The sequence below is a fragment of the Rhizobium sophorae genome, from assembly GCF_013087515.1.
Lineage (GTDB): Bacteria > Pseudomonadota > Alphaproteobacteria > Rhizobiales > Rhizobiaceae > Rhizobium > Rhizobium sophorae.
This window is the reverse complement of the sequence record NZ_JABFCN010000055.1, coordinates 60,794-74,799: the sequence shown is the minus strand read 5'-3', so window position 1 is coordinate 74,799 and position 14,006 is coordinate 60,794. Positions and strand designations below refer to the sequence as shown.

Below are 14,006 nucleotides of genomic sequence, written 5' to 3'. Positions count from 1 at the left end.
CCAGATGCAGCCTCGGTTGAAGGGCAGCGGTGACGAATGATCAGATCCGCGCCGCATAAGAAGGACAGGTCCGCCCGCTACTCGCAGACCCGCACCGTTTCGGTATGATAGCCGCCGTCATAGCGGTTGCGGACATCTCGGTCCTCATACCAGCATCTCGGCGCCGGTTCGACATAGCGGGGACCATCGACATATCGCGGCCCATCGACGTAGCGAGGGCCGCTATTGGCGATCGCGCCACCAATCAGACCGCCGACGACGCCTGCGGCAACGCCGCCAGCGATAGCCCGGCCCGGGTCATCGTGATGATGGCGATCACGCGCGGCAGCGGGCTGAATGGCCGATCCAACAAGGGCCGTTGCGATCAACAGGCTGCTAATAACTCTCTTCATAACTTTCTCCTCAGTGGCACTCGTCCCCCGATAGGAAATAAATGCGGCAGCAAGGCGTTTGTTCGTTCAAACTTTGCGACAAGCATTAATGCATGTCCTGAGGTTAGAGCGCCGTGCGTCCTCAGGGCGTCAATCAGCACCGTCGGCCGCCATGCAGCTGGCGACCGTCGGTGATACGGGCATTCCCGGATTGCGAACCGTCATCCTCCTTCTTGGTGGTGATGTTCTTATTATGTTATCTTTCTTAATGGAGTCATGGACGCCGTTTCGAATGCTTCGCGCCGCCAATAGCGGCCATTTAAGAATGTGCTGGGTCAAAAAAACCGGTGGCGCATCCGGCGGATCAATCTTGTCTTTGAAGCAACTAGCGTGAGCAAACCAAACCTGCCATTTGCCATCTGAAGTCTCGGCGATAACCCGAAGTGGGTCCAGAGACCTCGCTTCAAGGTCCTTGCCACACAGGCAAGAGGGCCACATCGATATTGCACCATCACTCCGGAAGGCCGGCTTTCCGTAGTGCCGCAGCCAAACCCTCCATCCGTTCCGGCTGCACGACATCCATCCGAACAAATTGACCAATGGTCCAGCCGGGCGCTACCTCAAACAGCCGCGCGGCCGCAGTTTGCGCTTCACTGAGACGATCCAAGTTCGCATAGCTGGCCACCAAGCTGGCGTGCAGGATGCTGAAACCAGGATTGACCTGAATTCCCAACGTTGAATAGGTCGCGGCATCTTCAAACCGACGCGTGAACAGACAGACCCATGCCAGCGCAAGATAGGAGTGATAATTCATCGGATCGAACGGACTTAGCCGCAACGCCTTGAATGCATGATCGCACGAGCGCTCATAGCTTTCATTGAACATATGCACCATGGCGCTTAGCCCATAGGCAAGAGCTGAATTGCTATTGAGCTTCAACGCCCTATCTAGTGCATTGATGGCGCGACCATAGTCATGCGTGATCGTGGCTTGGACAAATGCCCCCATGCAAAGCGGTTGGGGATCGTCTGCGCCAATGGCAAGCGCAATATTGGCGTGCTTCAGTGCCGCTATCCTATCCTCGGGATGGAAGCCGCCGCGCAGGAAGCGCTGTTCATATCCCCAGGCCGCGTATCCATGCACGCAGGCATAATTCGGGTCCAGGCGAAGGGCTTCGTTGAGCAAGCGCAACGCCTCCTCGTTGTCAGTCGGCGTGTTCGCATAGGTGTGTGGCAGCGCGCGTAGAAACAGATCGTAGGCGTCAAGGCTGTCGGGTCGTTTCCGACGCGCCCGCTCGATCTCTACGCGCCGAAGCGTTGGCTCGAGAGTACCCACGATGCTCTCGGTCATTCGGTCCTGCAGATCGAAGATATCTTCGGCGTCCCCCTCGAATTTGTCGGCCCAGATATTGGTCGCTTCTCTGCCTTCGATAAGCTGCCCGGTAATGCGCAGGCGGTTTGAAGCTCGCCTTACGCTGCCCTCCAACACGTAGCGAACGCCGAGTTCTCGGGCAATTTGCCGAACGTCCATCGACTTGCCTTTGTAGGCGAAGCTGGAATTGCGGGCGATAACAAACAAGCTTGAGACTTTTGACAGACTGGTGATGAGGTCATCGACCAGGCCATCGGCAAAATATTCCTGCTCCGGCTCTCCACTCATATTGACGAAGGGCAGAACCGCGATGGACGGTTTGTTGGGTAGCGCTATTGACACACCGTGGCGCTGTCGTGGTGACGAACCCGTTCGCACCAGGCGGTAGACCGCGATCGGTTCGGATATGTTCTTGAGGTGTTGGTCGCCCATCGACTCAAAGTCGAAGGGAAGCGTCCGGTCCACTTCACGCGCCACCTTGCCAGAGACACAGACACCCCCAGGATCGGCGAGTTGCTGCAAACGCGCCGAGACGTTCACGCCGTCTCCGTAGCGGTCTTCGCCATCAACGATGACTTCACCCAAGTTGATGCCAATCCTAACTTCGATCCGTTCGATGTCCTCTGCGGCAGCGTTGCGGGTCGCTAGTGAATCCTGGAGTGTTGCGGAACATTCCACGGCATCGACTACGCTGCCGAACTCCGCGAGCAAGCCATCGCCCATCAGCTTGAATATTCGGCCGCGGTAATCCGCAATTCTCGGCTCGAACAGTTCTTTTCGAAGCGCCGTGAGACGCTCGTACGTGCCAGCCTCGTCGCGCTCCATCAGGGCGGAATAGCCAACCACATCAGCCGCAAGAATAGCCGCGAGCTTCCTTTCCATGAGGCCCCCCAAGGACGAATGCGCGCGAGGATAGCATAACTATCGTAAGATTGTGGGACTTATGATGGATGCCACTTAGTCCTTTCCTCGGGGTAGGGTGGGGCATCGCGCGGCAGGTTACCAGGATGTAGATAACTTCTTAGGTGTCCCAGTCGCGAAGCCCCTCGCCGGACGGGCGGTCGCGGCGACTTCTTTCGCGCGCAGGCCAAGTCGGGACATGAGCATCAGGATTGCGAAATCTCGACGACCGGCGACAGTAGCTCGATCGCAAGCAGCCAGAACCTGATCGAGCTGATCGACACCCATGAACGACGGCAAGGACGATAGTCGGTGGTTCTTGACCATCGCGACGGCCGCATGCGCGAGATCGAGTTCTGTAGCTCCCGCACTCCAGCAAAACTGCAGAAAGACCCGAAGTCTGGATGAGATGATCTTGGAGGTCGCGGCTATGTAACGTTCGAATTGGCTGGCTAGATAGTCGCGAATATCATCGTGAGGTGAATTATGCCTGGCCCGTCGATCCATAAGGCGCGCAGAAATTGACCGCTATACCTGAGGTGGGCCGAAATCGTCGGCGCAGCGTAACCTCTGCGACGGAGCTCGGTGACAAACCGGCCTGTAAGGTCATCGATTGGGTGAACGGCGGGCAGTGCTTGGGTACACCATGCCCGCCTCTATGAGCTTCGCCCATAAGCGCTGGATTGGACGGCGCTCTCCGCTTCGTAACGTATCCGATCACTTGGCGTTCGCCGTTGCTTTTGCCAGTCCGCTTCGACCCCAGAGTGCCTCGTTCGTCGCCGATGCCTCATCGAAGATTGACGAAGGGGCTGTCGCGAGAAAGGGCGGTGTTTCGCATAGTCGGTGACGACTGCTGTTTGGGAGGAATTCCTGCGGAGGGCTATCCGTCGGCGAGGGTAAAAATTCGGTCAGCACCGAAATCGGGCAAGGCATCGGTGGGCGGGACGCTGGGTCACAAGCAGTGCTTGGATACGCCTGACCACGCTCGCTTTAGCCGGTATCGTCGCCAGATAAGCCGGGTCGCATGTTCCTGCTGAGCGCCGCTGCCGGTCTCAACAGGGGCGGAAAATGTCATGTTTGGTGACGCGGTGTCATGTCGCGTGACGCGTGATATAGGTCGCCGAATCCGCCGCCGCCGTCTCTTCCAGCACGTCTTCGGGAATGTCGTCGAAGGAGGAGTAGTTGAGATTATAGAGCTTGGAATAGAGCTTGCCGTTCTTCATCAGCTGGCGGTGGTCGCCGCTTTCGATGATTTCGCCGTTCTGCAGCACGATGATGCGGTCCGCCTCGCGGATCGTCGCGAGGCGATGGGCGATGACAAGGCCGGTGCGGTTTTCGAGCAGTTTTACCAGCGCCTTCTGGATCAGCATCTCGGTATAGCTGTCGATATTGGCCGTCGCCTCGTCGAGCACGAGGATCTTCGCGTCCGCCACCAGTGCACGGGCAAAGCTTAAAAGCTGGCGCTGGCCGAGCGACAGGTTGCCGCCGCGCTCGCCGAGGACACTGTCGTAGCCCTCCGGCAGACGCATGATGAAGTCGTGTGCGCCGACGGCCTTCGCCGCCTCGATCACCTGTTCGCGCGTCGCCTCCAGTTTGTGGTAGCGGATGTTTTCGAAGACCGTGCCGGTAAAGAGGAAGGGTTCCTGCAGCACCATGGCGATCTGCGCTCCGAGCGAATCCTGCGTCAGATCACGCACATCGTCGCCGCCCACCAGCACCTGGCCCTGCTGGACGTCGTAGAAGCGATGGATCAGCGACATGCAGCTCGATTTGCCGGATCCCGTCGGCCCGACCAGCGCCACCGTCTCGCCGGGATTGACCTTGAAGCTGACGTGCTTCAGCACCGGATGTTTCGGATTGTAGCCGAACACGACGTCCTTGAACTCCACTGATCCGTCCATATCGCGCGACAAGGCTTTGGCATCGGGCGCGTCCTTGATGTCGACCGGCACGTCGAGCACTTCGGTTAACCGTTGGCCCGACGCCATGGCTCGCTGCATCACCGAATATTGCAGGGTCAGCGAACGGATCGGGTCGAAGAAGCGCTGGATGTAGAACAGGAAGGCGACGAGCACGCCGACATCGAGCGCCTGATTGAGAACGCGCGCGCCGCCGACGACGATGACGAGTGCCATCGCCACGCCGGTCAGGCTGTCGACGATAGGCACCATCACCTGCGCGTAGCGGGCCGCCGTGAGATGCGTCTTGAGATTGGCGCGCGCCTTGTCGTCGTAGAGCGTGAAGTTGACGCCCTGCCTGTCCATGCTCTGGACGGCGCGCACGCCGTGGATCGCTTCGGCGAGTGCGCCCGCGGCAACTGAATTGGTCTCGTGCGCGGCCATGAAGGATTTGCGCGCCAGCGGCAGCCAGAATAGCCGGACGATGAAGAGCACCGGCAGCACCGAGAGCGTCAGCAGCCCCAGTTTGAAATCGAGATAGAGCATCACGAAAATGATGCCAAAGAGCAGCACGATATCGCCGACCGACAGCACCGAGGTCTCGAGGAATTCCTGCATCGAGTTGACGTCGCCCTGCAGCCGCGACATCAGCCGTCCCACTTCGGTCTTGTCCATGAAGGACAGCGAGACGCGCTGGAGATGCGAAAACATCGCCTTGCGGATATCGAAGAGCACGTCCTCGGCCACGCCGCCGACCAGCGTCTCCTGCGCATAGCTTGCCGCATAGTTGATTGATATGGCAATCGTGAAGGCGACGATCGACCACACCAGGGCCGAATGGTTGCCGCCCGGCGACATGCCATGGTCGATGGCATAGCGGATGATCAGCGGGATGGTGAGCTGCATCATCGTGAAGGTCAGAACGGCGACGACGGACCACAGGACCTGGCGGCGATAGGGGTGAACGAAAACCCAGATGCGCTTGACGATATTGCCGTCGAAGGCCTTGCCGAACATCTCCTCCTCGACGCGGTGCGAACCGACCACCGCCCGCGGCGGGCGGCGTCCATCCTCGCGAACGTCGGGACGCTCGGTTTCCAGTTCCTCGGCCATGCCATTCCTCCCGCGGCCATCACGTCCGGTGGCCTGCATAGTCATTGCTTATCCGCTCTTCTCCCCGGTGGGCAGAAGAAGGGAATCCATTGTTAGGCGCTCAACACCTCGTCGCCCGGCCGGACCTGCAGGTCGTAGAGTGCCTTGTAGCGCCCGCCGAGTGAAAGCAGCGCTTCATGCGTTCCGCGCTCGACGATCCGGCCGTCTTCGACGAACAGGATCTGGTCGGCATGCATCAGCGAGCTCAGGCGGTGGGCGACGATGATCGTCACGCGGTCGGCGGCATAGCGGCGCATGGCGCCGCGGATGCGCTGTTCGGTGGCGGCGTCGATTGCCGCAGTCGAATCGTCGAACACCATCACCGCCGGTTTCAGCATCAGCGCACGGGCGATCGAAAGACGCTGCCGCTGGCCGCCGGACAGCGAAACGCCGCGCTCGCCGACGACGGTGCTGTAACCTGTGGGCAGGCCGAGCACGTAATTGTGCAGCTGGGCGCTTTCACTGGCGCGTTCGATGCGGCCTTCCTTCGCCCACGGGTCGCCATAGGCGATGTTGTTCTCGATCGTTGTCGTGAACAGGAAGGAATCCTGCTGCACGACGGCAACCGCCCGGCGCAGCGATTGCAGCGTCACCTTGCGGATGTCCTGGCCGTCGATCGTGATCTTGCCGCCGCTGACGTCGTAGAAGCGGGGAATGAGATGGGCGATCGTCGACTTGCCGCTGCCCGGAGGCCCGACGATGCCGATCGTCTGCCCGCGCCTGGCTTCGAAGGAGACATCGCCGAGCACGGTGCGCTTTTCCGAACCCGGATAGGCGAAGCTGACATTCTCGAAGCGCAGAACGCCGTCTGTCACCGCCAATTTCTTGGCATCCGGCGCATCCTTGATCGCGATGTCGAGGTCGAGAAGGGCAAAGAGGCGCGAGCCGCAGGTGGAGGCGCGGGCAAAGGCATTGACCATCAGGCCTAGCTGGCGCACCGGCATCTGCAGGATGGTCATGAAGGTCAGGAACGAGGCCAGCGTGCCGACGGTGATTTCGCCCGACATCACCTTGCCGCCGCCGACCCAGAGCACCAGGCCCATCGCCGCGAAGAAGGAGAAGGTCATGGCGCTGGTATTGGTGACGCGGATGCCGACGCGCTGATGCGCGAGCGCGAGCGCGCTCTTCGACGCTGCCTCGAATTTCGAAATCTCGTGTTCGTGGGCGGCGAAGGCGCGCACGACGCGGATGCCGCCGAGATTTTCCTCCATGATGCGGGTCAGCACCGAAAGCCGCTCCTGCAGGTCGAGCCAGGTGGCGCGTAGCCTGAGCTGCGTCACCGATGAGCGCCAGCCGACGAAGGGCACGAAGGAGAGCGCCAGGAGGCCGAGCACGATATCGGTCGACAGCAGCATATAGGCGCCGATGCCGATCAGGATCGAGAGCAGGATCATCCGGACGAGCGCGGTGGAAAAATACATGCGCACGCCTTCGAGATCGAGCAGTCCGACGGTGATCAGGTCGCCGGAATGCACGGTGTCATGAAAGCTGAAGGACAGTCGCTGGATCTTCTCGTAGCAGGCCAGCCGCAACTCGTAGCCGATGTGATGGCCGACGGCTTCGCTGTAATAGTTCTGAACCATGGTGAAGAGGCCGCGCAGCACGCTGGCGCCAAGGAGCAGCAATGCCGTGGTCAAAAGCGCGTCCTGTGCCACCAGACCCGCCGCACCACCGCTCATCGCCATCTGGGTGTGGTCGACCGCCTGGCCGAGAAGGCGCGGGATCATCAGCTGGAAGGTGGAGGCAACAAGGGTGGCGCCGATCGCAAAGCCGGATTGCCAGGGGTGGCGGAAGGCCATCATGGTGATACGCACCAATGTGAAGAGGCCTCGGCCCCAGCCTGCCGCAGTTGCAAGCGCCATCGAAGCCGAAGGCTTCGTCGCGCGTGTTAACGCATCGCTGCTCACGGTGTTTTTTCCAATAGATGTGTGGTCGGACGCTGGCCCGAAAAGACGGCAAATCCATGAAGGGATTGATAGCACCCTCACTTTTGCCGATTCCATTTGGGGGTTCAAGTAAAGAATTCACCAGTTGGTTATTTTTACGTGAGGTCACCTCGCATCCTGGCGGGAACAATCTTCGCGCGAAGGGGTTGCAGCTGGCGAATGCCAACCGCCGACTGCTGCCGGAGAGACCCATGCCGCTGAAAGCCCTTGCCCTCAACGCCACGCTGAAGAGCAGCGGCACCAAGGACGCGTCCTCGACCGACCGGATGATCGGTCTCATCGACAAGGCGATGTCCGCTTATGGCGTTGAGACCGAAGTGCTCCGGCTGGCCGATTTCAACGTCAAGCCGGGCGTCACCTCCGACGAAGGCGCCGGCGATGACTGGCCGGGTATTCGCGCCAAGGTGCTCTCCGCCGATATCCTGCTGATGGCAACGCCGATCTGGCTCGGCCAGCCATCCAGTGTCTGCAAGCGGGCGCTGGAACGCATGGACGCCTTCCTCGAGGAGACCGACGATCAGGGCCGGATGGTTTCCTATGGCAAGGTCGCGGCCGTCGCCGTCGTCGGCAATGAGGACGGCGCCCATCATGTGTCGGCCGAGCTCTACCAGGCGCTGAACGATGTCGGCTTCACCATTCCGGCCAGCGCGGTCGCCTATTGGGTCGGCGAGGCAATGGGTTCCACCAATTTCGTCGATCTCGACAAGGTGCCGAAGGTCGTGACGAAAGCCGTCGACATGCTGGCGCGCAACACGGTGCATCTGGCGGGCCTGCTGAAGGCAAAACAATATCCGGGCGAGGGCAGCTGAGGGCGCTGCCGAGCTGATGTTTAAAGATCAATTTGTAGTCCGGGATGCAAAACTCGCCCAGACTTCCACGGAACACCTCTAAATTATGTTGTATTTCAATCACTTGAAGTGATGTGGCAACAAACCTCTTGCCACCTGCGCCATTTAGCGCTTTCATACACTACTAGTTTGATAGACTATGGCGAGCCTAGTTGCTCCCCTAGTTTTCTTGCGGGGCCGCTGGTTCGGACCCGATGCCGCGGCAGGTGTTGTGAATGGCCGCATGAACCTCATCAACGCGTGAACCGCTGTTTTATGCGTTGAAACCTCGATCGACCCATGGTGCGGATGAATCCGCAAAGGAGTTGCGATGACGGTTCAGGGACTTTTTTCCGCCAGAGCCAACGCGGCGGCGCAGATATCAGCCGTACCGCGCATTGCGATCGTCGGGCGCGGCTTTTCCGGCATGATGACGGCCATCGCGCTGATGAAGACGGTGCGCGCCCCCTTCCACCTGCAGCTGTTCGATCCGAATTCGTCGGTCAGCGGTGGGCAGGCGCTGGCCTCGGCCCGTTCCTCGACGATCCTCAATACCCGCGTCCGCGATCTCTCTGTTTCGGTCGGCGACACCGACGATTTCAACGATTGGCTCTGCGGCAACGCCGCCTTCCGCGCCGCCGTGCCGGCCGCCATTCCCGGATTCCGGCAGATCTTCGTGCCGAAGGAGATCTTCAGCGATTATGTCTACCAGCGCTTTTCGGAAGCGCTTGCCGCACGCAGGGACATCACCGTCCAGGTCTGCAACGATCCGGTCGTGGCGATCCGCAGGAGCCACGGCAACCGCTTTCTGCTCGAAAGCGCCAATCCCGCTAATCCGCTGTTTGATACCGTCATCCTCGCCACCGGCTACGGTCTGACGGCGCCGGATGCCGGCGGCGAGGACGTTTCGCCGATCAGGGCCCAGCGCCTCGTCGCGCGGCCGCATGCGGTGCTGCTCGGCAGCGGCATCCGCGTCGTCGACCAGCTGCTGCAGCTGCGCGATTCCGGTTATGCCGGCCAGGTGACGATCATTTCCCGGCGCGGCTTCCTGCCCCAGAGCCATACGCCGAATTCCGCCGATCCGGTGTTCCCGGCCGAAGCGCTGCCGCAGAGCCTGCCGGAGATCGTGCGCTTCATCCGTGAAGCCTGTCGCGAGGCGGAGGAAGCGGGCCGAAGCTGGCAGTCGGTGATGAACGGCCTCAGGAAACATGCCCGCTCGCTCTGGCGCTCGTTGCCGGCCCGCGACAAGCATCAGTTCAACCGCCATCTCAGGGCAATCTACGACAGCCATCGAAACCGCTTGCCGGAAGCCATGCACCTGCGGCTGAAACGCGAGCTCGCCGAAGGCCGCACGGTGCTGCGCCGCGGCCGGGCCGGCCGCCGGGGCCTGAGCGGGCTGTTCTTTACGCCGGCCGGTTCCGCTGCCGAGGAAGTCATCCATGCCGAGCGCATCATCGATTGCCGCTGCCAGGCGCCTGATCTTTCAGCGCCCTTGATGCAAAGCCTGTTTTCCGCCGGCCTCGCCATGCCGGACGAGCTCTCGCTGGGGCTCGCGGTCAACGCGCGCGGCGAGCCCTTCCTGGAGGATGGCTCGACGGTCGCCGGGCTGTTTGCCCTCGGCCCGCTCGGCCTCGGAAGCCTGCCCGATATCGATCTAGTGCCGGAGATCGTCTCGCAGGCCTATGCCGCTGCCGAGCGGATCAGTGAGATGTTCTATCCGCAGGTCAAGGCCGTCTGAAAATTCGAGGCCGTTTCGGAACCATCCGCCCCCTGCCGCGTTATAATGCGCTGGTGACTCCGAGGGGCCGATGGAAGTATTGAATCGACATGATACGTCTCTTAACGAAGAGGGACGCTTCCGCCTTCTGGTCGATGCCATCACCGACTACGCCATCTATATGCTGAACCCCGAAGGTATCGTAACCAGCTGGAATACCGGCGCCCAGCGCTTCAAAGGTTACACGCCTTCCGAAATTCTCGGCGAGCATTTTTCCCGTTTCTATCTGGAAGAGGACCGCGCCGCGGGAATACCGGCGCGCGCGCTCGCCACGGCGCAGGAGCATGGCCGGTTCGAGGGGGAAGGCTGGCGCCAGCGCAAGGATGGAACCCGCTTCTGGGCGCATGTGATCATCGATCCGATCCGTCGTCCCTCCGGCGAGCTCATCGGCTATGCCAAGATCACCCGCGACCTGACCGAACGCAGAGCAGCTGAACAAACGATCCGCCAGAGCGAGGAACAATTCCGTCGGCTCGTCCAGGGCGTCTCGGATTATGCGATCTACATGCTCGATCCCGACGGCAATGTCAGCAGTTGGAATTTCGGCGCCGAGCGTATCAAGGGCTATCGACCTCATGAAATCATCGGCCGGCATTTCTCGACCTTCTATACCCCCGAGGACCGCGAAGCCGGCGTGCCGCAGACCGCGCTCGACATTGCGCGCGCCGAGGGCCGGTTCGAGAGGGAAGGCTGGCGCGTCCGCAAGGACGGCACCCGTTTTTGGGCCAGCGTCGTCATCGACGTCATTCGGGACGACGAAGGCGATGTGCTCGGTTTCGCGAAGATCACCCGCGATATCACCGAGAAGATGGAGACCCAGCGGGCACTGGAGCAGGCGCGCGAAGAGCTCTTCCAGTCGCAGAAGATGGAGGCGATCGGTCAATTGACCGGCGGTATCGCCCATGATTTCAACAATCTGCTGATGGCTGTGCTCGGCAGTCTCGAAATCCTGAAGAAGCGCATGCCGCAGGATCTCTCGCTGACATCGCTGGTCGACAACGCCATGCAAGGCGCCCAGCGGGGTGCTGCGCTGACGCAGCGCATGCTGGCCTTTTCCCGCCGGCAGGAACTGCACATGGAGCCGATCGACGTCTCCGGACTGGTCCGTGGCATGATGGATATTCTGAGCCGTTCGCTCGGCCCGCTCACCGTGATCGAGACCTCGTTCCCCGTCAGGCTGCCGACGATCGTGACCGATCCGAACCAGTTGGAGATGGCGATCCTGAACCTCGTCGTCAACGCCCGCGATGCGATGCCATCCGGCGGCCGGATCGTGCTGCGCGCTTCCGAGGAATCGGTGTCGTCAGGCAAGAGCCCGCTGCCGCCCGGCCGCTATGTCCGCATCGCGGTCGTCGATGAAGGCGAGGGCATGGATGCCAAGACGCTGGAGCAGGCAGTTACGCCGTTCTTCACCACCAAGGGCGTCGGCAAGGGCACCGGCCTCGGCCTGTCCATGGTGCAGGGCCTTGCGTCCCAGTCCGGTGGTCGCCTGATGATGAAGAGCAGCCTCGGCGAAGGCACGACGGTCGAATTGTGGTTCCCGGTCGCAAGTGTCGAACAGACGACCGAGGCCACCGCCGACCGACCGCGGCAGGAGGAAAACGCGACGCCCCGGCTGCGCATCGTTGCCGTCGATGATGATGGTCTGGTGCTGATGAATACGACACTGATGCTCGAGGATCTCGGCCACACCGTGTTCGAGGCGATGGCGGGTTCCGAGGCGCTCGACATCCTGCACAAGCAGCAGGTCGACCTGGTGATTTGCGACCATGCCATGCCGCGCATGACGGGCGCACAGCTCGCCCAAGCGATCCGCGACGAATGGCCTGATATGCCGATCATCCTCGCAACCGGTTACGCCGAAATCCCCGAAGGGGCCGGCATCGTCGACCTGCCGCGCCTCGGCAAGCCCTTCTCGCAGGCGCAGCTCGCTGAGGCGATCAGCCGGATCGCCTCATAAGGGGCGTCGGGCTACCCCTCTCGCCGCGAAGAATGAACACCAGCAATGCCAACACCATCGCCGCCAGCCCGTACCAGGTGATCGCGTAGATCAGATGGTTGTTGGGGAAAGTGATGACGGTCAGGCCGCCGACGGGCAGGCCGCCCGGATTGGGGGTGGCATCGGCGTCGATGAAATAGGGCGCGATCGCACCGACGCCGCGCTTTTCAGCGATCGCCGCGACATCTCGCGAATACCAGCGGTCGGCCGCGATGTCATTGGACCGCAGCAGCGATCCCTTCGGCTCCGTCATCCGCATCAGCCCGGTGATCTCGACCGGCCCTGATGGTTGCCCCTCGCGGCGTGTGGCCGGGTCGCGCCTGTCGGTCGGCACGAAGCCACGATTGACGAGGATGGATGTGCCGTCGGCAAGCGTCAGCGGCGCCATCACCCAATAACCCGGACCGAGCGCGGTCGAGGCATAGACCAGCGTTTCCTTGTCGTTCGCCAGCGTCCCCACCGCGCTCACCCGCCGATATTCGTCATCGGTGGCATTGACCCTGTTCCAGTCAGCGCGTGCCGGGGCCGGCACGGGTGGCGCATGCACACGCTGGTCGACGCGGGCGATGAGGTCGCGTTTCCAGGCAAGGCGCTCGACCTGCCAGGTGCCGAGTGCCGCGAGTGCCGCTGCAAGCAGCACCAGACAGACGGCGAAGATCGCGCGTTTTACCCGATGACGCCCTCTTTCCGAATTTTCCGAGGGGGCCTGCGGGTGACGCTGACGCCGCCCCTTCGTGACCGTCACGGCATGTTCTTCATCATCTCGGGGCTCATCGGCATCATGTTGGTGTTGAGATGATGCATGACCCAGAGCGAACCGGAGAGCGCGATGGCGACGATGATGAGGGTGAAGATCAGCGCCATGATCGTCCAGCCGCCCTCGCTCCTGGTATTCATGTGCAGGAAGAACACCATGTGGACGACGATCTGGATCGCGCCCAGGCCCATCACCAGCACCGCCGTCAGCAACGGGCTGTCGAAGACGCCGGCCATGACAAGCCAGAAGGGAATGGCGGTCAGGATGACGGAGAGCACGAAGCCCGTCATGTAGCTGCGGAACGTGCCATGGCCGGCCTGATGGCCGTGGCTGTGGCCGTGGTGAGCCTCGTGGGCATCCTCATGTGCGGGTGCTTGCGAAATCATCCGAGAACTCCCAACAGATAGACGAAGGAAAATACGCCGATCCAGACGACGTCGAGGAAGTGCCAGAACATCGAGAGGCACATCAGGCGGCGGCGGTTTGCCTCGATCAGCCCGTGCATCGACACCTGCACCATCAGCGTGATCAACCAGATGATGCCGAAGGTGACGTGCAGCCCGTGGGTGCCGACGAGCGTGAAGAAGGAGGAGAGGAAGGCGCTGCGCGTCGGCCCGGCGCCTTCATGGATCAGGTGAATGAACTCGTAGAGCTCGAGCCCGATGAAGGCCGCGCCGAACAGGCCGGTCACACCAAGCCAGAACAGCGTTTCCGCCTTTGCGTTGCGCTCCATCTGCAGCATCGCGAAGCCGTAGGTGATCGAGGAGAACAGCAGCATCGAGGTGTTGAGGGCAACGATCGGCAAGTCGAAGAGATCGGCCGGCGACGGACCGGCGGCATAATTGCGGCCGAGCACGCCGTGCGTTGCAAACAGCACCGCGAAGATCAGGCAGTCGCTCATCAGGTAGAGCCAGAAGCCGAGATTGGTGCTGTTCTCAGGATGATGGTCTTCCGTCAGGTAGAATTCAGGCTTTTCGGCCGTGTCGATAGTCTGATCGCTCATGGTC

Annotated in this window: 10 protein-coding genes; 3 read left to right on the top strand and 7 right to left on the bottom strand. The window is 61.4% G+C overall.

From position 1 onward, the window contains the following. Positions 1 to 77: 77 nt before the first annotated feature. The 4 genes from G9X64_RS29725 to G9X64_RS29710 form a co-directional block, all read right to left on the bottom strand. Positions 78 to 392, bottom strand: a complete 315-nt coding sequence (locus G9X64_RS29725) for a hypothetical protein (protein ID WP_171377974.1) — start codon at positions 390 to 392, stop codon at positions 78 to 80. A gap of 490 nt (positions 393 to 882) precedes the next feature. Continuing rightward, the gene (locus G9X64_RS29720) at positions 883 to 2,625 is read right to left on the bottom strand and encodes an adenylate/guanylate cyclase domain-containing protein (protein WP_168315212.1); all 1,743 of its coding nucleotides are present in this window, start codon (positions 2,623 to 2,625) and stop codon (positions 883 to 885) included. A 1,109-nt stretch (positions 2,626 to 3,734) separates the two neighbouring features. Next, positions 3,735 to 5,654, bottom strand: a complete 1,920-nt coding sequence (locus tag G9X64_RS29715) for an ABC transporter ATP-binding protein (protein WP_168315213.1) — start codon at positions 5,652 to 5,654, stop codon at positions 3,735 to 3,737. Positions 5,655 to 5,746: 92 nt separating this feature from the next. Beyond that, a complete protein-coding gene (locus G9X64_RS29710) occupies positions 5,747 to 7,708 on the bottom strand; it encodes an ABC transporter ATP-binding protein (RefSeq protein ID WP_171377973.1) in 1,962 nt (653 codons plus the stop codon). Positions 7,709 to 7,830: 122 nt separating this feature from the next. On the opposite strand from G9X64_RS29710, the gene G9X64_RS29705 reads away from it, so the two are divergent. The 3 genes from G9X64_RS29705 to G9X64_RS29695 all read left to right on the top strand — a co-directional run bounded on the left by G9X64_RS29705 (position 7,831) and on the right by G9X64_RS29695 (position 12,203). Next, a complete protein-coding gene (locus G9X64_RS29705; protein ID WP_168315214.1) occupies positions 7,831 to 8,448 on the top strand; it encodes a flavodoxin family protein in 618 nt (205 codons plus the stop codon). A 349-nt stretch (positions 8,449 to 8,797) separates the two neighbouring features. Then, on the top strand, positions 8,798 to 10,204 hold the full coding sequence (locus G9X64_RS29700) for an FAD/NAD(P)-binding protein (protein WP_171377972.1): 1,407 nt from the start codon (positions 8,798 to 8,800) through the stop codon (positions 10,202 to 10,204). A 70-nt stretch (positions 10,205 to 10,274) separates the two neighbouring features. Further along, positions 10,275 to 12,203: a hybrid sensor histidine kinase/response regulator gene (locus tag G9X64_RS29695; protein WP_168315216.1), complete on the top strand. Its 1,929-nt coding sequence runs from the start codon at positions 10,275 to 10,277 to the stop codon at positions 12,201 to 12,203. Here the strand turns inward: G9X64_RS29695 and G9X64_RS29690 are convergent. Genes G9X64_RS29690 through cyoC form a run of 3 tightly spaced genes read right to left on the bottom strand, consistent with a single transcriptional unit; the run spans position 12,184 to position 14,002 of the window. Beyond that, positions 12,184 to 12,987, bottom strand: a complete 804-nt coding sequence (locus G9X64_RS29690; RefSeq protein ID WP_171377971.1) for an SURF1 family protein — start codon at positions 12,985 to 12,987, stop codon at positions 12,184 to 12,186. The two genes, G9X64_RS29695 and G9X64_RS29690, sit on opposite strands and share 20 nt — an antisense overlap. Further along, entirely contained in the window at positions 12,984 to 13,385 is a 402-nt protein-coding gene (gene cyoD / locus G9X64_RS29685) for a cytochrome o ubiquinol oxidase subunit IV (RefSeq protein WP_168310385.1), read from the bottom strand. Before cyoD ends, G9X64_RS29690 begins: the two co-directional genes overlap by 4 nt. Further along, positions 13,382 to 14,002 carry a cytochrome o ubiquinol oxidase subunit III gene (gene cyoC, locus G9X64_RS29680; protein WP_025397699.1) on the bottom strand — a complete coding sequence of 207 codons (621 nt, stop codon included), beginning with the start codon at positions 14,000 to 14,002 and terminating at the stop codon, positions 13,382 to 13,384. The genes cyoD and cyoC overlap by 4 nt, the downstream gene beginning before the upstream one ends. Positions 14,003 to 14,006 lie beyond the last annotated feature (4 nt).

Excerpts from the sequence above, each read along its gene's own strand:
- G9X64_RS29720 (WP_168315212.1), bottom strand. The coding sequence starts at position 2,625 with ATGGAAAGGAAGCTCGCGGCTATTCTTGCGGCTGATGTGGTTGGCTAT.
- cyoD (WP_168310385.1), bottom strand. The coding sequence starts at position 13,385 with ATGATTTCGCAAGCACCCGCACATGAGGATGCCCACGAGGCTCACCAC.
- G9X64_RS29725 (WP_171377974.1), bottom strand. The coding sequence starts at position 392 with ATGAAGAGAGTTATTAGCAGCCTGTTGATCGCAACGGCCCTTGTTGGA.
- G9X64_RS29715 (WP_168315213.1), bottom strand. The coding sequence starts at position 5,654 with ATGGCCGAGGAACTGGAAACCGAGCGTCCCGACGTTCGCGAGGATGGA.
- G9X64_RS29695 (WP_168315216.1), top strand. The coding sequence starts at position 10,275 with ATGGAAGTATTGAATCGACATGATACGTCTCTTAACGAAGAGGGACGC.
- cyoC (WP_025397699.1), bottom strand. The coding sequence starts at position 14,002 with ATGAGCGATCAGACTATCGACACGGCCGAAAAGCCTGAATTCTACCTG.
- G9X64_RS29700 (WP_171377972.1), top strand. The coding sequence starts at position 8,798 with ATGACGGTTCAGGGACTTTTTTCCGCCAGAGCCAACGCGGCGGCGCAG.
- G9X64_RS29705 (WP_168315214.1), top strand. The coding sequence starts at position 7,831 with ATGCCGCTGAAAGCCCTTGCCCTCAACGCCACGCTGAAGAGCAGCGGC.